Source organism: Microcoleus sp. T2B6 (assembly GCF_036700475.1).
Taxonomy (GTDB): domain Bacteria; phylum Cyanobacteriota; class Cyanobacteriia; order Cyanobacteriales; family Microcoleaceae; genus Microcoleus.
The window spans coordinates 82916-100495 of record NZ_JAUBOZ010000022.1; the positions used below are offsets into that span (position 1 = coordinate 82916).

23 protein-coding genes and 1 pseudogene are annotated in these 17580 nt (G+C 44.5%); 10 read left to right on the forward strand and 14 right to left on the reverse strand.

Features of this window, described 5'->3' with window-relative positions; all coding sequences use genetic code 11:
- The first annotated feature begins 199 nt into the window (after positions 1-199).
- The 8 genes from QUA00_RS12685 (at position 200) to QUA00_RS12720 (ending at position 7328) form a co-directional block, all read left to right on the forward strand.
- Positions 200-427, forward strand: coding sequence for a 4Fe-4S dicluster domain-containing protein (locus QUA00_RS12685; protein WP_332959817.1), 228 nt, complete (start codon positions 200-202; stop codon positions 425-427).
- A gap of 32 nt (positions 428-459) precedes the next feature.
- Entirely contained in the window at positions 460-1434 is a 975-nt protein-coding gene (locus tag QUA00_RS12690) for a HEAT repeat domain-containing protein (RefSeq protein ID WP_333409827.1), read from the forward strand.
- Entirely contained in the window at positions 1427-2539 is a 1113-nt protein-coding gene (locus tag QUA00_RS12695; protein WP_333409828.1) for an Mrp/NBP35 family ATP-binding protein, read from the forward strand. The genes QUA00_RS12690 and QUA00_RS12695 overlap by 8 nt, the downstream gene beginning before the upstream one ends.
- A gap of 194 nt (positions 2540-2733) precedes the next feature.
- Positions 2734-3816 (forward strand): sulfonate ABC transporter substrate-binding protein, encoded by a 1083-nt coding sequence (locus QUA00_RS12700; RefSeq protein WP_333409829.1) that lies wholly within the window; start codon positions 2734-2736, stop codon positions 3814-3816.
- 22 nt (positions 3817-3838) lie between these two features.
- Positions 3839-5017, forward strand: coding sequence for an FMNH2-dependent alkanesulfonate monooxygenase (gene ssuD / locus QUA00_RS12705; RefSeq protein ID WP_333409830.1), 1179 nt, complete (start codon positions 3839-3841; stop codon positions 5015-5017).
- Positions 5014-5799, forward strand: a complete 786-nt coding sequence (gene ssuC / locus QUA00_RS12710) for an aliphatic sulfonate ABC transporter permease SsuC (RefSeq protein WP_333409831.1) — start codon at positions 5014-5016, stop codon at positions 5797-5799. Before ssuD ends, ssuC begins: the two co-directional genes overlap by 4 nt.
- A gap of 95 nt (positions 5800-5894) precedes the next feature.
- A complete protein-coding gene (locus QUA00_RS12715; protein WP_333409832.1) occupies positions 5895-6287 on the forward strand; it encodes a carboxymuconolactone decarboxylase family protein in 393 nt (130 codons plus the stop codon).
- Between the two features lie 36 nt (positions 6288-6323).
- The gene (locus tag QUA00_RS12720) at positions 6324-7328 is read left to right on the forward strand and encodes a 2-oxoglutarate and iron-dependent oxygenase domain-containing protein (protein ID WP_333409833.1); all 1005 of its coding nucleotides are present in this window, start codon (positions 6324-6326) and stop codon (positions 7326-7328) included.
- Positions 7329-7608: 280 nt separating this feature from the next.
- Here QUA00_RS12720 and QUA00_RS12725 read toward each other — a convergent pair whose 3' ends face one another.
- The 4 genes from QUA00_RS12725 to ssuE form a co-directional block, all read right to left on the reverse strand.
- On the reverse strand, positions 7609-7836 hold the full coding sequence (locus QUA00_RS12725) for an EF-hand domain-containing protein (protein ID WP_172190219.1): 228 nt from the start codon (positions 7834-7836) through the stop codon (positions 7609-7611).
- A 66-nt stretch (positions 7837-7902) separates the two neighbouring features.
- Entirely contained in the window at positions 7903-8061 is a 159-nt protein-coding gene (locus QUA00_RS12730) for a tyrosine-type recombinase/integrase (RefSeq protein WP_333409834.1), read from the reverse strand.
- Positions 8062-8188: 127 nt separating this feature from the next.
- Positions 8189-9220, reverse strand: a complete 1032-nt coding sequence (locus QUA00_RS12735) for a sulfonate ABC transporter substrate-binding protein (protein ID WP_333409835.1) — start codon at positions 9218-9220, stop codon at positions 8189-8191.
- 33 nt (positions 9221-9253) lie between these two features.
- On the reverse strand, positions 9254-9811 hold the full coding sequence (gene ssuE, locus QUA00_RS12740; RefSeq protein ID WP_333409836.1) for an NADPH-dependent FMN reductase: 558 nt from the start codon (positions 9809-9811) through the stop codon (positions 9254-9256).
- 541 nt (positions 9812-10352) lie between these two features.
- Between ssuE and QUA00_RS12745 the strand changes: the two genes are divergently transcribed.
- The gene (locus QUA00_RS12745) at positions 10353-11171 is read left to right on the forward strand and encodes an ATP-binding cassette domain-containing protein (RefSeq protein ID WP_333409837.1); all 819 of its coding nucleotides are present in this window, start codon (positions 10353-10355) and stop codon (positions 11169-11171) included.
- Between the two features lie 97 nt (positions 11172-11268).
- Here the strand turns inward: QUA00_RS12745 and QUA00_RS12750 are convergent, their stop codons facing one another.
- The 7 genes from QUA00_RS12750 to QUA00_RS12780 all read right to left on the reverse strand — a co-directional run bounded on the left by QUA00_RS12750 (position 11269) and on the right by QUA00_RS12780 (position 14791).
- Positions 11269-11778: an N-acetyltransferase gene (locus QUA00_RS12750; RefSeq protein WP_333409838.1), complete on the reverse strand. Its 510-nt coding sequence runs from the start codon at positions 11776-11778 to the stop codon at positions 11269-11271.
- Positions 11779-11836: 58 nt separating this feature from the next.
- Positions 11837-12010 (reverse strand): hypothetical protein, encoded by a 174-nt coding sequence (locus QUA00_RS12755; protein WP_333409839.1) that lies wholly within the window; start codon positions 12008-12010, stop codon positions 11837-11839.
- Positions 12011-12042: 32 nt separating this feature from the next.
- Positions 12043-12285, reverse strand: a complete 243-nt coding sequence (locus QUA00_RS12760; protein WP_333056915.1) for a YgiT-type zinc finger protein — start codon at positions 12283-12285, stop codon at positions 12043-12045.
- Positions 12286-12592: 307 nt separating this feature from the next.
- Positions 12593-12754, reverse strand: coding sequence for a hypothetical protein (locus QUA00_RS12765; protein WP_333142207.1), 162 nt, complete (start codon positions 12752-12754; stop codon positions 12593-12595).
- Positions 12755-12869: 115 nt separating this feature from the next.
- A complete protein-coding gene (locus tag QUA00_RS12770) occupies positions 12870-13934 on the reverse strand; it encodes a tetratricopeptide repeat protein (RefSeq protein WP_333409840.1) in 1065 nt (354 codons plus the stop codon).
- A 191-nt stretch (positions 13935-14125) separates the two neighbouring features.
- A complete protein-coding gene (locus QUA00_RS12775) occupies positions 14126-14392 on the reverse strand; it encodes a hypothetical protein (RefSeq protein ID WP_333102082.1) in 267 nt (88 codons plus the stop codon).
- A 105-nt stretch (positions 14393-14497) separates the two neighbouring features.
- Entirely contained in the window at positions 14498-14791 is a 294-nt protein-coding gene (locus QUA00_RS12780) for a hypothetical protein (RefSeq protein WP_333142209.1), read from the reverse strand.
- Between the two features lie 261 nt (positions 14792-15052).
- Here QUA00_RS12780 and QUA00_RS12785 point away from each other — a divergent pair, with 261 nt between their 5' ends.
- The gene (locus tag QUA00_RS12785) at positions 15053-15985 is read left to right on the forward strand and encodes a LysR family transcriptional regulator (protein WP_333409841.1); all 933 of its coding nucleotides are present in this window, start codon (positions 15053-15055) and stop codon (positions 15983-15985) included.
- A 172-nt stretch (positions 15986-16157) separates the two neighbouring features.
- On the opposite strand, the gene QUA00_RS12790 is transcribed toward QUA00_RS12785, so the two are convergent.
- The 3 genes and pseudogenes from QUA00_RS12790 to QUA00_RS12800 form a co-directional block, all read right to left on the reverse strand.
- A complete protein-coding gene (locus tag QUA00_RS12790; protein WP_333409842.1) occupies positions 16158-16490 on the reverse strand; it encodes a hypothetical protein in 333 nt (110 codons plus the stop codon).
- On the reverse strand, positions 16487-16834 hold the full coding sequence (locus tag QUA00_RS12795; RefSeq protein WP_333409843.1) for a Uma2 family endonuclease: 348 nt from the start codon (positions 16832-16834) through the stop codon (positions 16487-16489). The genes QUA00_RS12790 and QUA00_RS12795 overlap by 4 nt, the downstream gene beginning before the upstream one ends.
- Before the next feature lie 32 nt (positions 16835-16866).
- Positions 16867-17580 (reverse strand): annotated as a pseudogene (locus QUA00_RS12800) (hypothetical protein); the annotation flags it as partial.

Sequence of the window (17580 nt, forward strand, 5' to 3'; positions counted from 1 at the left end):
TCTAAATAATTTGTGAGTTCTACAAAACTTTTGCTCTAACGCACCCGACCCTATAATCAGTTGCTTAAATGCTATACAGCTTATTGTAGAGGTGAGCTCTCGTCAAAATCTTTGATTTCTCCTTATCAGATCCATAAACCCACTCTATCCCACTTGACAATCGGATAACTTTATTCACCATTAACCATCGCACCTAACTATGGCTTTAATTACACAACGAGTTGATGTTCCAGTCACCGTAGATGAGTCTAAGTGTTTGGAAAAGTGCCAGGTCTGCATTGATGTTTGTCCTTTGGATGTACTTGCCAAAAATCCCGAAACAGGGAAAGCTTACATGAAATACGATGAATGTTGGTTTTGTTTGCCTTGTGAAAAAGAATGTCCAACCAACGCCATAACGGTTAAAATTCCCTTCTTGTTGCGCTAAGTTTTTCGAGTTTCTATAAAGTGTAAAAATTAATGATTAGTGAGAATGATAGTGAATTAAATCAATGGCTAGAAATGCTGCGATCGCCCGAACTAAGCGATCGCCTTGTTGCCGTGAAAAATTTACAATATTTGGGTGATGAAGAAGCTACAAATGCCCTACTTTTCGCCCTGTCAGATGAGAGTAGTGCCGTTCAAAAAATTGCCATATCTGCCCTTTGGGAAATTGGCAATCCTGTAGCTATTCCTGCTTTTATTGACTGTCTAGGTTCCGCCGATGTCGATATTCGTCAAGAAGCATTATCAGCATTAAATGAGTTAGTTTCACCAACTGACTTACGGCAACTACTAGATGCACTCCACCGCGACAATGTTAATATCCAACTCAATATCTTAACCTTGTTGCGGAAGATTCACGATGCTCAGTCTTTACCCGATATTTTACCATTTTTTGCATCCGCTGTTCCTGAATTGAGAGCAACAGCAGTAACCACTCTCAGCTATCTCAATCAGGTGGAAAAATGCCCCCAAGCTTTGGCTTTAATATCGGATACAGATTTAAATGTTCGCCGTGCTACGGCTTTAAGTTTAGGACATTTAACAGATCCAGAAGTCATCTCAATTCTGTGTCAAGCACTCAAAAGCGATACTGACTGGCAAGTGCGACGAAATGCAGCTAAATCTTTGGCAATTCATGCCGATAGTGCGGCAATTTTGGCACTGGAAACAGCGGTAAGTGACGAACACTGGCAAGTTCGCAAATTCGCGCTACAAGCGTTGCAAAAAATTCCCGATGAACGAGTCATGCCTGCTTTGATTAGAGCCTTAGCTGATGAATATTCAGATGTGCGGAAAGAAGCTGCGATCGCCCTCGGTAATCTCAGCAATCCTGCCGCCATGCCTGCGCTGCAACAATCTCTGGACGATCCCGATAAAGAAGTTACTATTTTCTCTCAAAAAGCGATTCAGAAAATTCAAACATTACTGCAAAATTCCCAAAATGGTTGATTCTTCCTCTTTACCAAAAACCCACTCACATCTACCCTCAGAAAATCCCGATCCTGTGGAAAAATTACGACAGCAAGAAGTTGTCAACTATCTCAAACAAGTCATCGAACCCACACTCAAAAATGATATCATCAGTTTGGGAATGGTGCGAAACTTGCGAATTGTTGAAAATTACATTTATTTGCGCCTTTATATTGGATCGCATCAGCAAGACTTGCCAAAAATAATTGAATCTGTTTTATCGCCTGTAAGCTGGTGCAAAAAAACTTATATTCAAACTTGCACGATAGCAAACGTGCGAACTACCTTAGCTATTTCTAGCGGCAAAGGTGGGGTTGGAAAATCTACAACGGCTGTGAATTTAGCAACAGCGTTAAAATTACAGGGAGCCAAGGTAGGCTTGCTAGATGCTGATGTTTACGGCCCCAATATTCCTCAAATGTTAGGCTTAGGACAAGCCGATGTAGAGACAATTAATACTGCTAAAGGTGAGAAATTTTTACCCCTGGAAGCACAGGGAATTAAAGTGATGTCAGTGGGTTTATTAGCCGAGCCAGAACGTCCTTTAGCATGGCGAGGCCCAGTTCTCCACAAAATTATTACGCAGTTTATTCAAGATGTAGAATGGGGCGAATTAGATTATTTACTCATTGATTTACCCCCCGGTACCGGAGATGCTCAAATTACCATTGTGCAAGAAAGTCCTATTTGTGGAGTGATTCTCGTTACTACGCCGCAACAAATATCTATTTCCGATGTCCGTCGCAATATTTATATGTTTCGCCAAGTAGGGGTTCCAGTGCTTGGGATTATTGAAAATATGAGTTATTTAATCTGCGATCGGGATGAAAAGCCCCTGCAAATTTTTGGTAGTGGTGGCGGTAAACAACTAGCAGAAGAACTCCAAGCGCCCCTCCTTGCCCAGATTCCTCTAGATCCGCGCATCTGTGCGGGAGGTGATACAGGAAAACCCCTAACAATTGCAGATCCGAACTCGGCGGTATCTCAGATTTTTATGCAGATAGCAGCAGTGCTAAATGCTACTTTTTCTCCGGCGAGTGCAACTGATATATTGCCCGCGAATATTAATCATGTAAGTAACTAGAGAAGTAATACAAACAAAAATCTACAGAATGTGCTTGCATTTTTGAAGCCATCTGTGGAATAATAGGAGCTTGTCAGAGTATACTACGGTATATCGCTCAACTTTTCGGAGTATGCTAGTCAATAATGATTAGCTCAGTTCTTGCATGGCTATTACGTTTCTTGGTTTTCCGCACTTAAATTCAGGAATAGACAATGTTAACCCCATTGAAAGAAAACCGATTTCCAGGCAGATTGAGACATCTTTGGAGCAAACTAAAACATAGTTATATCAAGACCTTTGCTTTACTTTTTGCAATTGGCTTCAGTTTGAGTTTGACAGTCTCAGCTTGTGCTCCTACTCAGCAAACAAATACAACTACAGCCCCAACTTCTGCTGCCACATCGGTGGCTAGTTCTAACTCACAACAGAGCAATGTAATTCGGATTGGCTATCAAAAATATGGAACTCTAAGCATCCTTAAATCACGAGGCAGTTTAGAGAAGCGTTTGGCCTCGCAAAACATTTCTGTACAGTGGCTTCAATTTCCCGCTGGTCCTCAATTACTAGAAGCTTTGAATGCAGGCAGTATTGACTTTGGTCATACAGGAGAAGCACCGCCTATTTTCGCACAAGCCGCTGGCGCACCATTAGTATATGTTGCTAATGAGCCTCCTAATCCTAAAGGCGAAGCTATCTTAGTACGGAAAGATTCTCCCATTCAAGATGTGGTTGGGTTGAAAGGCAAAAAAGTTGTATTTAATAAGGGTTCAAACGTACACTACCTAGTAGTAGAAGCATTAAGAGCAGCCGGATTAAAATATAGCGACATTCAGCCTATTTACTTGCCGCCAGCAGAGGCGCGGGCAGCTTTTGAACAAGGTAGCGTTGATGCTTGGGCGATTTGGGACCCGTTTTTTACAGTAGCAAAACGAGCTACTGATGCTCGCGTTCTTAAGGATGGAGAAGGGCTTGTAGCTAATCGGGAATTCTATCTAGCTGCTAAACCTTTTAACGACCAATATTCTGACCGGACTAAGGCAATTTTAGAGGAACTTCAAAAAATCGATGAATGGGCGGCGGCTCAACCAACTGAGGTGGCAAAACTGCTATCTCCCGCTCTTGGTATTGACGTTCCAACTTTAGAAGAAGTGGCACGGAGACGGCCTTACGGCGTGCAGCCCATTACAGCGGAAGTCATCACTTATCAACAAAAAGTTGCTGATACTTTCTTGGATTTGAAGCTGCTTCCCAAACAGATCAAAATTAGTGAAGTGGCTCAGGTAACTAAACAATAAATAGTGATGGAGACTAAGGCAAATGGAATTATTTTGGTTTATCCCAACTCACGGAGACGGACGGTATTTAGCGAGCGGAATTGGAGGGCGATCGGGCAGTTTGTCCTACTTAAAGCAAATCGCCCAAGCCATTGATCATTTAGGATTTACGGGCGCTCTACTTCCGACGGGACGCTCTTGCGAAGACGCATGGGTAGTGGCTTCTTCCCTCATGTCTGTAACGGAAAAAATGCGTTTTCTAGTAGCAGTTCGTCCGGGATTAATGTCTCCTGGGGTAGCAGCACGGATGGCAGCAACCTTTGACAGATTATCTAACGGGCGCTTGCTGATTAATGTGGTTACGGGTGGCGATCCGGTTGAATTAGCTGGAGATGGAGTGCATCTGAGTCACGACGCACGTTATGAATTGACTGATGAATTCTTGACTGTTTGGAGGGCAATGCTTGAAGCAAGTAACTCGACTAATGTGCGAGAGCAAGAAGTCGATTTTAGCGGTGAATATCTCCAAGTTAAGGGCGGGAAAGTTCTATTTCCACCTGTACAAACTCCTTATCCTCCGTTATGGTTTGGCGGTTCGTCGCCGATCGCACAACAAATTGCAGCAAAACATATTGATGTTTATCTGACTTGGGGAGAACCGCCACAACAAGTGGCAAAAAAAATTGATGCTGTGAGAAAATTAGCAGCAGAACAGGGTAGGAATGTGCGGTTTGGGATTCGCCTTCACGTCATTGTACGCGAAACTGAAAGCGAGGCTTGGGAGGATGCAAATCGATTGATTAAATATGTCGATGAAGATGCGATCGCGGCCGCCCAACAAGCTTATGCCAGAATGGACTCTGAAGGGCAAAAGCGGATGACAGAACTGCACGCAGGCAACCGCGAATCCCTAGAAATTAGCCCGAATTTGTGGGCGGGAATTGGGTTAGTAAGAGGCGGTGCTGGTACTGCTTTAGTCGGAGATCCCGATACCGTTGTCGAGCGAATATTGGAATATTCCGACTTGGGGATTGAAACTTTCATTTTTTCCGGTTATCCCCACTTAGAAGAAGCGTATCGAGTCGCTGAATTGCTATTCCCCCGCTTGCCGTTGAAGAACCAACCGACTGTAAATCAACCGCAAATGTTTAGTCCTTTTGGTGAAATTCTTGCCAACGAAAAGTTTCTCCACCAACAAGTTATTCCTACGAGTGCGTCATGAATAAAAAATGGCTCAACAACCCCTATTTTCAGCAGGTAATCCCCTGGATTGTCCCAATGCTGCTGATTGTTAGCTGGCAATTATTGGTGCAGGTGGGTTGGCTTTCCACAAGAGTTTTACCCGCCCCAACAGGTGTTTTAAGTGCCGGAGTTAGATTGGCAATTACCGGGGAACTGTTTCACCATATCGGAATTAGTGCTTGGCGTGCCGTCGTTGGTTTCCTCATCGGCGGAGGAATTGGTTTGACTCTTGGTTTCGTCAATGGTCTGGTTCCAATCGCCGAAAAGCTGCTAGATACTTCTGTACAAATGGTTCGTAATGTTCCCCACCTAGCCTTAATTCCCCTAGTGATTTTGTGGTTTGGAATTGGCGATCCAGCTCGATTGTTTTTGGTAGCTTTGGGTGTGTTTTTTCCAATGTATATCAATACATTTCACGGCATCCGCAGCGTCGATGCCGGATTGATTGAAATGGGAAAAGTTTATGGCTTGAGTGCCACGTCTCTTTTGTGGAAAATTATTTTGCCTGGGGCCTTGCCTTCAATTTTGGTAGGTCTGCGATATTCATTGGGGATTATGTGGCTGACGCTGATTGTCGCAGAAACAATTGCTGCGGATTCTGGTATTGGTTACATGGCAATGAATGCTCGCGAGTTCTTGCAAACTGATGTTGTGGTGTTGAGCATTATTATGTATGCTTTGTTGGGTAAGTTTGCAGATGCGATCGCCAGGAAGTTAGAAGAGAAATGGCTTGCTTGGCATCCCAATTATCAGCCAGCTTAGCGAGAAAAAAGCAGCAATAAGAAAGAAAGATGAGAGTGTCCCATTTTTCTTTCTTAGTTACTCTAGAATTTACAGCTACAAACCCCTGTACAACTATGAGCCATTTGATTGAATACGAAGACGCAAATGATGAAGTACGCGCAGTCTATGACGACATTCGTGCCACACGCAAAACCGAGTACATCAACAACTTTTGGAAAGCGATCGCCAACCATCCGCCTACCCTGCAACGTACCTGGCAGAATGTGAAGGAGGTGATGACGGCTCCGGGAGAACTCGATCCCCTGACCCGCGAGTTAATTTACATTGCTGTCAGCGTTACAAATGGTTGCCCATACTGCATTTCATCTCATACAGCCGGAGCGCGAGCCAAGGGAATGGATGATGCCATATTTGGGGAACTGATGGCGATCGTGGCAACCGCAAACGCTACCAATCGACTGGCAAATGGCTATCAAATTCCGGTGGATGAACAGTTCAAATTATAAAAGGCGTTCAATCTTAACTACTTATAATCCATCTCTATGGCAACTGAATTAACAGTAGATGTTTCTCAGATTCCCGTTATCGATATTAGTTCGCTGGTATCGGATAATGGGCTAGATACTGTTGCAAACCAAATCCGACAAGCTTGCCGCGACACAGGTTTTTTTTACATTGTTGAGCATGGTGTAGACAAAGGCTTGCAAAACCGTTTGGAGCAACTGAGCCGTCAGTTTTTTGCTCTAGATTTAGAAACCAAAATGCAAATTCGGATGGCGCTGGGCGGTCGGGCATGGCGCGGCTACTTTCCGGTTGGAGGTGAACTGACGAATGGTAAACCAGATTTGAAAGAAGGAATTTATTTCGGATCGGAATTGAATCAAACCCATCCGGCTGTTCAAGCAGGTGTTCCCATGTTTGGAGCGAATCTGTTTCCAGAGATTCCCCTGTTTCGCGAAACAGTGTTGGAGTATCTAGCAGTTATGACCCAAGTGGGTCACGCAGTAATGGCTGGAATTGCCCTGAGTTTGGGCGAAGATGCCTCTTATTTTCGCGATCGCTATACGACAGATCCCCTGATTTTATTTCGCATCTTCAACTATCCACCACAAAGCAATCTGCAAGGGCAATCCTGGGGAGTGGGAGAGCATACCGATTATGGTTTGCTCACGATTCTCAAGCAGGATGATTTAGGTGGGTTGCAAGTGAAGACAAAATCAGGCTGGATTGATGCTCCCCCGATCGCCAACTCATTTGTTTGTAACATTGGCGATATGCTCGATCGTCTCACCTGTGGACTTTATCGGTCTACTCCTCATCGAGTCAAGAATGTGTCAGAACGCGATCGCCTCTCATTTCCATTCTTCTTCGATCCCAATTTCAATGCTGAACTCCACCCGATCGAAATCAAGGGAGCGAAAGTCGGTGACAACAAGAACGAACGTTGGGATAAAGCCAGCGTTCACGAGTTTCGCGGCACTTACGGCGATTATGTCCTGAACAAAGTTGCAAAGGTTTTTCCCCAATTGCGCCAGCAAGTTTTGTAAACAGTCACCCATTGGTGACAAGTTAAGGCTCAAAGCCAGTTGTCAAGGGGATTTTCGGAGGTAGCTCAAAGAAAAAAGGTTCTCCACTGCCGACATTATAACTCTAATGTCAACTGGGGCTTAAATCCCAGCCAGATGAAAGGATAAGAAGCAAGTTCTTATCCTTGGTAGTCAGCGATCGCTTTTTGCCCTATAACTACTGCAACTATTACCAGGGGAAGACACTCATCCACTTGGATAAATGATTTTATTTCAATCGCTGCTGGCTGGGCGATCGCGCTTATTCTAAATTCCCTGCTTTCTTAACAGCTTGTTTCAAGTCTTCAAAGGTAATATTACCCTCTTCATCTCGATACGTCGCTAGCAGTTCCGCGGGGCTAGTACCTGTTTCTGCTAAAATGACTGCATTTAACCCAGGACTTAAAAAAAGCTCATTACTCGATATTTTGCCATCTTGATCGCCATCCAAGGCATTAAAAAGAGATTGAAGCTCTTGCTCAGTTGCCATAAGTTTCTATTTGAATTAGTTTTTTCAATTCAATATCCCATAATGTTGAAAAAGATGCAAGGAAAGTTACCTTTTACCCTGGCCGATACAAGCTGTTGCTGTCGTTTGGGCGTGTGCGTGTAGATACCTGGAAGTAGTCGCTACCGATTCATGCCCTAACGTCTGCTGCACCAAATGAATCGGCGCGCCCCTGTCTAGTGAATGCGAAGCGTGGGCGTGACGCAACCAATGGGGCTGACCTTTCCTGTAATCCCAGCGCGGTTCCCCAGCATCGTCTTCACCCCCGCTATTTGGAAGGTAGAAGATATCAGGTGTTTTGCTTTATCCAACATTTACCCACAAGCGGGGATTTTTAATTACCTGGTTTCCAAACTACTTCTTCAACTTTGAGCTGCTTGGGAATTAAGCCGAGTTCAAAAAAAGTATCCGCAATTTCCTGTTGCTCGGCAACCATATCAGCTTGGATCGGTTCAAATCCATAACTCCGCCGTCGAGTCACTACATCTAAGATAGAAGCATCAATTTTCAGAATGGGAGCGAGAATCTTGACTACTTCTGCGGGATTCGCATCAGCCCAAGTCGCTACTGCTTGAGTTTCTTCTCTAATTGCGTCAATGATTTTGACATTCGGCTGAGCAAATGAGCGATTAGCTAAGTAAAAATCTCGGTTAGCTGCTAGTCCTTTACTATCTTTAACAACACGAACATCTCTTGGCGCTTGAGCGGCTGCATAAAACGGGTCCCAAATTACCCAAGCATCTACGTTACCTTGTTGGAAGGCAGCTCTGGCATCGGCTGGTGTCAGGTTGGTCGGCTTAATTTCACTCCATTTTATCCCTGCGGATTTCAATGCTTTTGCTAACAGGTAATTGGCGCTTGAACCTTTTGTAAAAGCTATTTTCTTACCCCGCAAATCTGCCAGGGTTTGAATTGGTGAATTAGCAGGAACTAAAATACCTGAACTGCGGTCTTTGGGGGCGCTACCGCCAATGTAAAGTAGGGGTGCGTTAGCAGCCTGGGCAAAGACTGGAGGAGCGTCCCCGGTGCGCCCGATGTCGATGCTGCCGGCGTTTAGCGCTTCCAACATCGGGGGGCCTGCCTGAAATTCTTTCCACTCAACGGATATGCCTAGAGGCTGCAAGCGTTTCTCTAACCCGCCTCTGGCTTTGACTAGCGTGAAGGGGTCTAATTTCTGATGGCCGATGCGGACTACCTGAGCTTGAGCTGCTGCGGGGGAAGCGGCGGGGCTTGCAGATCCCGTAGGGGTGGGAGTATTGCAGGAGGCGATCGCCCAATTTAAGCTGATTCCCAATAGAAATAGCGCTGCTAGGGAAAGGTGCGATCGCCATAATTGAGCAAAGAATGAAATCAGTCTTTTGAGCATAAACAATAATATTGTTTGTTGGTAACTTTCCGATCAGAGACTTCCAACTAATTGGGGTTTGCCAGTTTGCAGGGCACCAACAAACTCTTGCAACTGCGATCGCAATCCTTGTTCTGTTTCCTCTTCAAGTTGTACGCTTGTTTCGTCATAACTTTGGATCTGCGTGTCTAAAACATAGGCACCAGCCAAGATATGACTAGCGCCCAGCTCGGATAACACTGGTTTGAGGGCGTAGTTAATTGCTAATAAGTGACCCAGCGTACCTCCGGTGGCGATGGGGAGAATAACTTTACCAGCTAAACTCTTCTGCGGGAGCAAATCTAAGTAAGCTTTGAGTACGCCTGTGTAGGCTGCTTTGTAAACAGGTGTGGCGATGATTATGCCCTTGGCTTCTACTACTAAATCATTGACTGCTTTTAAGTCTGGGTTCGCGAATTGTCCGTAAATTAATACCTCTGGCGGGAGATCGCGGACGTTGATAGAGGCCGTAGTAAGTCCCTCTTTCTCGACAGCGCGGCGGGCGTATTCCAGCACGGCAAAGGATCGGGATGGATGAGACGGGCTACCTGCGATCGCAACAACATTAGGCATTTAATAGTCCTCCTATTTTTGACTCATTTAAAAATGAACGATTTACTGTATAGCCAATAAATACGGTAAGTTGGTAGATTTACCGTATTTATTAGATAGTAAGCTAGCACAGTCAATTTTAAAAAGCAAGTAAGTTGAGATGTAAAGTTTGATAACTCTTATGCAAATTTTGCGCTGTCGCGAATCTCGGCGGGAATCAACTGTCAGGTTTTTTCTTCCAAATACAGCATAATCCCACCGGACTCAAAAACAGAACCTTTACAGGAACAGGGTTTGCTTGTTCTTAACCATTATTTATCAAAGCCCCAGAAGTTGGGCAAAAAATTATCTTGCTTTTTGTAGATACCTATGCAATAATCTTGTTTAATCATAAACTGCTGTAATTTGACAGAGTTACCGTAGATTAAATTTAGAAATGCTAATCTGCTATTCACCAGCATCGGTGAGTAGGAGACGAATTGGCATTTGCTCAACAGCCACCTTTGACAGCGAAAAAGGTTTTTAGCCTGTGGCATAGATCGCAATATGGAGGTTTTTTAGAATGGAATCACCACTCTCAGGAATAGGTCTAGAATTAGTAGGACTCCAGAAGTCATTTGGAAATATTAAAATTTTGCGGGATATCAACATAGAAATAAATCCCGGAGAATTTGTAGCAATTGTAGGTCGCAGCGGATGTGGCAAAAGTACCTTACTGCGCTTAATCGCCGGACTAGAAGTTCCCACTCAAGGCACTGTCTTTCTAGATGGAAAGGCGTCCCGCAAACTCAACTCTAAAGTGACAATGATGTTTCAGGATGCACGGCTACTACCTTGGCAAAAAGTGGTGGCAAATGTGAAATTAGGGCTACTCACGGCCAAAGAAAACACGCACTACAAAGCGATGCAAGTCCTTGACGCGGTAGGGCTTGGCGATCGCGCCAACGATTGGCCGGCGGTACTCTCCGGCGGTCAAAAGCAGAGAGTTTCTTTAGCAAGAGCCCTTGCCTGCGAACCTCATTTACTGCTGCTTGATGAACCCCTCGGCGCGTTGGATGCTTTGACTCGCATTGAGATGCAGCAATTGTTAGAAAATTTATGGCAAGAAAAAGGATTTACCGCGCTACTGATCACTCATGACGTAGAAGAAGCAGTGCTGCTAGCTGACCGAGTTATTTTAATAGAAAATGGTCAGATTGCAATGGACTGTTCTATTGATATGCCACGACCGAGGCAGAGAGGAAATGCTCTATTTGCTGGGAAAGTAGAGGCGATTTTGCAGCGCGTTATGGGTCAAAAAGAAACTAGCAAAGATGCAGAGAAAGTTGCAATAGGTAGGTACAAAAAACCCAACTATGTAAAAATAAGTAAATACGGATAACGGATCTACCAAGGTGACTCAGATATGGGCGCTCGTTTAAGAATTTTTCTGACTCGCGAGCTCTTCGTCAGCGAATCCGATGCACCGGGATTTGATATCACTCGCAGAGACTAAACTCCGATCGATACTTCACCGTTCCGCTGCAATCCTGCAAAGCTCCACTTTCTAACTCCAACACCATAAAAGCCTCATCGGGCACATCATATTCACATCCCAAGCCCTTCCTACTAGCAGGAATGAATCCAAAACGCGGATAAAAATCTGGATGACCAAGCACAACCACTGCATGAAATCCCGATCGCCCGCACTCTTCTAAACCGTGCTGGATCAGCAGCGTTCCTAAACCTTGGCGCTGATAGTTGGGTAGAACTGCGACTGGCGCTAACCCCTGAATCGACAAATTCCTAGAACATTTTCCTTCGACGACAACCGGACTGAAGAAAATGTGTCCGACAATGCGATCGGATTGTACCGCAACGAAGGAAAATGTAGATGCAATTCCCCGCAATTTATCGACTAAGTTAGCCTCATTTTCACGCCCGAATGCCGCAATATTAATGTTGCGAACAGCTTCTACATCTTCTGGCTTTTCGGTACGGATATCCATAGCTTAGATTAATGGTTGTGCGGTCGATCGGGCAGACAAATTACTACAGAAATTGTTTTTATCTTTCGATCGCCATCTCAATCAAATTATAGTGCCCCTGAAGCCTTTTTCCTGTTTTTGAGTTATATATTTTCGGCAACCAATTATACAACGAGTTGCAGATGAATGCCAAATCGTCGCCAAAGTCGATCGCTTCCAATCTTAAACCCCGGACAGTCTCCTTTATTGTCACAGCGTTTTAATGAAATTAAAGCGCTCCACTGGTTATGCTGATTCTAAATGAGTAACCGGAATTTGTTCGGTTCTTTCAGGCAATCTCGCTCCAGTTGCAACGGCATGAACCGCATGAAGAATATCGGCTGAATAGTATCGATTGCCGCAGTTATCGCAAACACCGATGGTCACATCTTCAAGAATGACAAATCCATTTTTATGTTTGAATGCCTCGCGCTTGACAGTGCGGGGTTGAACGGTTCCTTCGCAATACTCACATCTGTATTTATACATACAATTAGCCATTAAGTTGAGTGACTTCATAAACCGTGATGATTAGATAACGTCCGTTACTAGCGAAACGTCCAACCACTCCAACAGGTGTTTATGGATCCAGTGCTGTCCCCACTACTACATATTTTGTACCTCTGGGGTCGTCTTTTTCAACCCGGATAATCTGACCCAAAGCATCCAGGATACAAGCCCCCGGATTCATTCCGAAAGCAGACTCAGGACCGGTGAAATAAAAAACCTGTATCCGATGAAACTTGCCGAACGTATTTATCCGTGGGGTCAATGCTTCAATTCTTTAATCTAAAATCTAAAATCTAAAATCTAAAATCGCTTGACCGCTCAGAACCGCCTCTTCTACATCCAGGATAGTCAGCAAGTCCTCAGCCATTTCTTCCATTGCGTGGGCTGACATATCGTACTGGCGGAGGCGAATTTTCTCTCTGATACGGTCAATATCGTTGCGGGGCACTGGCTGATTAATGTTACATCCCGGCAATCATAGCAAGTTATTGTTCAAAAATCTATCATTTTCACTTTCTTAAATATCTGGTTTTACTTCCTTCGACCCGACTTACTAACTACTCTTATTGCGGTACACGCTGACTGGAAGACAATCGCTTAATGCCCTCCCTCGCTGTAGTTTCTCCGGCTTTATCACCGCCCTCGCGGGCAATTTTTAAAGCTCCCTCGTAGGATTCGAGAGCTTTAGGATATTGACCAAGACTTTCATGAATGGCGCCCATATTGTTGAGCAAGCGTCCGATGCTTGTCTTGTCACCGATAGATTCTAACATCGGTATTGCTTGCTGAAAATAGATCAGCGCTTGAGTATCTTTGCCTAGTTTGCGGGAGGTAAGTGCCATGTTGTTGAGGAGGCGGCCGACGCCAGCCCGGTCTCCGATTTCCCGGCGAATTGCTAAAGCTTGGTGATAAAATTCCATCGCTCTATTAAAGTCGCCGATGTTGTAGTAGACGCCGCCCATGTTATTGAGGGTACGGCCTAAATCGCGCCGATCGCCGGCGGCCGTGCGAATCGTCCGCGCTTGCTGGTAAAATTCGATCGCCTTGGCGTAATTGACCTGTTCTGCGTACACGGCCGCGATGTTGTGGAGGGATTCTCCAATTTCAATTTGGTCGTCGGTAGTTTTGGCAAGTTCCAAAGCTTGTTGGTGCAGTTTCATCGCTTCGGAAAAATTGTCCCCTATCCGGTTGACGAAACCTATGAGATTGAGAGTGCGCGCGGTACGACGCCCTCCGCTGATTTCTCGGTGAATGACTAAAGCTTGCTGCAGAACTTCCAAAGCTTTGGGCCTCAAACCCATTTCGCCATAAACTTCCCCCATATTGTTGAGGGTTTCTCCGATTCCCGCTTGGTCGCCGAGTTGCTTGCGGATTGCCAAAACTTGCTCGAAAGTCTCGATTGCTTCTCGAAACAAACCCTCACGGTGCTGTTTTACTCCTGTTTCAAAAAGTTCGTCTGCTTGCGTTTTGGGGTCAGTTGCCTGAGCGAGATCGCTCGCTTGGGCGCGCCTCGCAGTTATAATTGGGGCATAAGCGCGGGCGTCTGAAATTGCCAGCAAGGTGAGTGCGGGCGATAACACCATACTTATAGCTGCGAGATAGCTGAAGTGATAAGAGCGGCAGTGCACCGATCGAGTCCTCCAATAGCTAAGTGATAACTATTAAGATAGAGCTTTTTGGGGTGTTCCTGCCAAATTTTTTCTCAATCTCTAGGTTCAGATACCAGTTTCAAAAAAGAAGGCAACTGTAGACCCGTGCTTCAAACCCATACACAATCAGTCATTCCCAATTCTTCAATCCAAAATCTAAAATCTAAAATCTAAAATCCCATGACTGGGTTTTTGTCTTGCCATACTGCCATAATCAGCGGCATATTGTTGAGAGCGGATATGACCGCAAAGTTTTTGCTGGGTGGAAGCGATGCTTTTTCAGGGCTTTGCAAGATGATGTCCTGTTGGTCAACCGTGATCCAAGCAATTCCTGACAAAACTTGAATTTCTCGATGAGTTTGAGGCAATCTGTATACCTCGTTTTCCATCAAAATAATGCGATCTGGCGCTGCACATTCGGAAGATATTTGAAGCATAGCATCTCCTACTTGGTAATTGGTAATTGCTAATTGGTAATTGCTAATTGGTAATTGCTAATTGAGGACTGTATTTCACTTCATTTCCACGCAACCCACACACTACTATTGGCAATAACGCCGATCGAGCCAAGCGCGCATTTCATCATCCGTCGCCACGCAGGTAGAACGGCCAGTCGCCCGATCGCAACCGTGCCACCAAGTGTTACCATAGCGATCGCACGTCTGCCAAATTCTCAGTTCGTCCTCACTAGAAATGAGGTAGAGCAAAAACTGCCCAATTTTTTTTATAGCTGAAAAGAGAGATAGCCCTTTATGTTTTTCGGATGGTTTAGCTCGATCGGCTATCAAAAAAAACATCATTATTCGGGGGTTTATCCGACTGTTGTAAGTAGACATAGCCAACACCTTAAAGTGATAACTCCTACAAAGATTGCACCAAAAAAATTACAAAAAATAGCTTTTAGCTGCAATAACGTCATCGCAATTACAGCACAATATGGTTATCGTGCAAGTCCTGTAAAAGTCTATCTGTTACCTGATAAATTAACCTTAACTCTAGGGCAATTGACAATCAAAGCATTGCTTGCATAGGTTGTATGAATAAAATCGATATATCGAAGCCCTTGTGACAATTTGGGTACTACTGGCACAAACGCTATGAACGAAATCAATACGCGGCGGATGAAACTCTCTCAGATTCAAGCTTTGATAGCTGTAGCAGACTGTGAAAACTTTAGCGAGGCGGCTTTGCAATTGGAACTGTCCCAATCCGCCGTCAGCCACGCCATCGCCTCTTTAGAAACAGAATTGGGAGTGCAATTGTTCCACCGGGGGCGACACGGTGCTCAACTGACGCCAGTGGGGGAAAGGGTAGTGAGTCACGGGCGTCAAATAGCCTGCGCCTTAGAAATGATGGTCAAAGAAGCGGATTTAGAAAAAGGTTTGCAGGGAGGCCAGGTACGGATAGTTACTTTTCGGAGTGTCGCAACTCATATCCTACCGGGTATTATTGCTAAATTTCGCAGTTGCTTTCCCAAGATTACGGTCAGCATTGCCGAAGTTTATTATACCCAAGCTGTGGAAGAGGCTTTGCGATCGGGCAAAGCAGACATCGGTTTTGTCTCTCTTCCCATCTCGGATGAATTTGAAACTAGAGAAATTTTGCGGGATAAATATGTTGTGTTGCTGCCGCCAACTGCCAAATTGTCAAGTGCTAAGATTACCTGGAAAGAATTAGCGGCTTATCCGTTGATTTTGCAGCCGGTGGAAAATGCTTGTTCTGTACCGCTGCGAAAATATTTGACAACTTCGGGGTTTCCCTTAAATATCGCTTACGAACTCAGCGAAGATTCAACTATTGTCAGTATGGTGATGCAAGGTTTGGGTGCAGCAATTCTGCCGCGTTTGGCTGCGGAACCGATACCCTCTTCGGTGAAAGTTTGCAGTTTACCGGCGGATTTTGAAAGGGTAATTGGGGTGGCAGTTTTGAGGGATGGGTTGTTGATTCCGGCCGTGTTTGCGTTTTTGGATTTAGTTAAAAGTGCCGCAGACGTTGATAGTGAGGGTGAGTTTCCGATTAATCCTTCATGATAAACTTAAGCCAGTTGTTATTGGTTATTGGTCAGATTGGGATTTTGTGACCGCAGATATCAGCAGATGAACACAGATGAAGGCGGATGGGATTTTATCTGCGTTTATCTGCGTTCATCGGCGTTCATCGGCGGTAAAAAAAATGGCCTAAAATAGTACGATCGCTGATTCCCTACTTCATGCGCTTAGCTACAAGACTAGAACTGTCGCCTTGGTGGAATTTTATTCGACCATCTACCGAGTTTTTATCCTTTAATTTGAGCCAACCGCTACCAGATGCAGGATCGTTCTCGTCATTACCGTCCCATGTAAACTCAAATCGCTGATCCTTTCCATCTTTTACGACTTCGCCGTCAATGTCACCTGATACTAAACCGAATTGAAATTCTCCTGAACCTGCTTCATCAATCTCGATATAGGCTTCAACTTCCATGTCCAAATAATCACTATCCCACATTGCCATCTCTGTGATCCGCCATTTACCGCTATATTCCATTGCTTTCATCCTCCACTTGTATTAATATTCGTCATCTCTCTCACCCAGTTGCGGAAATTCACCTCCGCTTCTACTTCATCTAGCTGCGCTGCTGCCAAGAATTCGTAGAGCTTTTCCTTGGGTACGATCGGAAAAGTGGGGCTGACAGATACTTCCAAATACTCATCGTTCTCTAGCTGATAAATTCGCCATTCTCTACCATTGTACCGCCAAAACTCCGGTACTCCCATACTGGCATAGAGGGCAGGCTTGTTAATATCGGTATGGGTGATATCTATTTCGACGACTAAATCGGGTGGCGGATCAGTGGCTATATCTACTGTACGACCGGCTACGAGGGGCTGATTTTGGATGTAATAGGCATTATCTGGTTCTGCACCGCGCTCTAAGTCCGATCGAGGGTTGTCGAACCCATTGTTTTAATTTTTAAACCTAGCTCTACAGCCAAAATAATAATCAGTCGTTCGATTAAGCGTGCTGAAAATTCGTGTTCTTCTAAAGGGCTGGTAATTTCTAAAATCCCTCGATCGAATATCAATGTAGCCGCTCGGTTATCGCCTAAAATCTGTAGGAGTTGTTGATAACCCTGCCAAGTAATATTTCTCAACACTACTCGCTTTTCGCCTATGAGTAACGGTGGTGCGATCGGCGCAACAGAAATCATATGTTTACTGCCAGCTATGATATTTCTAGAATAACAAAGAAACAGGCAAGATGCCTGTTCCACAACTAACAAATTATTATTGAACAGGCAAGATGCCTGTTCCACAACTAACAAATTATTATTGAACAGGCAAGATGCCTGTTCCACAACTAACAAATTATTATTGAACAGGCAAGATGCCTGTTTCACCACTAACAAATTATTATTGAACAGGCAAGATGCCTGTTTCACCACTAACAAATTATTATTGAACAGGCAAGATGCCTGTTTCACCACTAACAAATTATTATTGAACAGGCAAGATGCCTGTTTCACCACTAACAAATTATTATTGAACAGGCAAGATGCCTGTTTCACCACTAACAAATTATTATTGAACAGGCAAGATGCCTGTTTCACCACTAACAAATTATTATTGAACAGGCAAGATGCCTG

What these genes read in the sequence shown, in the direction of transcription:
- QUA00_RS12775 (WP_333102082.1), bottom strand. Translation starts at nt 14,392, where the DNA reads ATGCTTCAAATATCTTCCGAATGTGCAGCGCCAGATCGCATTATTTTG.
- ssuE (WP_333409836.1), bottom strand. Translation starts at nt 9,811, where the DNA reads ATGCCTAATGTTGTTGCGATCGCAGGTAGCCCGTCTCATCCATCCCGA.
- ssuC (WP_333409831.1), top strand. Translation starts at nt 5,014, where the DNA reads ATGAATAAAAAATGGCTCAACAACCCCTATTTTCAGCAGGTAATCCCC.
- QUA00_RS12785 (WP_333409841.1), top strand. Translation starts at nt 15,053, where the DNA reads ATGAACGAAATCAATACGCGGCGGATGAAACTCTCTCAGATTCAAGCT.
- QUA00_RS12760 (WP_333056915.1), bottom strand. Translation starts at nt 12,285, where the DNA reads ATGTATAAATACAGATGTGAGTATTGCGAAGGAACCGTTCAACCCCGC.
- QUA00_RS12695 (WP_333409828.1), top strand. Translation starts at nt 1,427, where the DNA reads ATGGTTGATTCTTCCTCTTTACCAAAAACCCACTCACATCTACCCTCA.
- QUA00_RS12715 (WP_333409832.1), top strand. Translation starts at nt 5,895, where the DNA reads ATGAGCCATTTGATTGAATACGAAGACGCAAATGATGAAGTACGCGCA.
- QUA00_RS12685 (WP_332959817.1), top strand. Translation starts at nt 200, where the DNA reads ATGGCTTTAATTACACAACGAGTTGATGTTCCAGTCACCGTAGATGAG.
- QUA00_RS12720 (WP_333409833.1), top strand. Translation starts at nt 6,324, where the DNA reads ATGGCAACTGAATTAACAGTAGATGTTTCTCAGATTCCCGTTATCGAT.
- QUA00_RS12735 (WP_333409835.1), bottom strand. Translation starts at nt 9,220, where the DNA reads ATGCTCAAAAGACTGATTTCATTCTTTGCTCAATTATGGCGATCGCAC.
- QUA00_RS12700 (WP_333409829.1), top strand. Translation starts at nt 2,734, where the DNA reads ATGTTAACCCCATTGAAAGAAAACCGATTTCCAGGCAGATTGAGACAT.
- QUA00_RS12780 (WP_333142209.1), bottom strand. Translation starts at nt 14,791, where the DNA reads ATGTCTACTTACAACAGTCGGATAAACCCCCGAATAATGATGTTTTTT.
- QUA00_RS12790 (WP_333409842.1), bottom strand. Translation starts at nt 16,490, where the DNA reads ATGAAAGCAATGGAATATAGCGGTAAATGGCGGATCACAGAGATGGCA.
- QUA00_RS12690 (WP_333409827.1), top strand. Translation starts at nt 460, where the DNA reads ATGATTAGTGAGAATGATAGTGAATTAAATCAATGGCTAGAAATGCTG.
- QUA00_RS12725 (WP_172190219.1), bottom strand. Translation starts at nt 7,836, where the DNA reads ATGGCAACTGAGCAAGAGCTTCAATCTCTTTTTAATGCCTTGGATGGC.
- ssuD (WP_333409830.1), top strand. Translation starts at nt 3,839, where the DNA reads ATGGAATTATTTTGGTTTATCCCAACTCACGGAGACGGACGGTATTTA.
- QUA00_RS12750 (WP_333409838.1), bottom strand. Translation starts at nt 11,778, where the DNA reads ATGGATATCCGTACCGAAAAGCCAGAAGATGTAGAAGCTGTTCGCAAC.
- QUA00_RS12745 (WP_333409837.1), top strand. Translation starts at nt 10,353, where the DNA reads ATGGAATCACCACTCTCAGGAATAGGTCTAGAATTAGTAGGACTCCAG.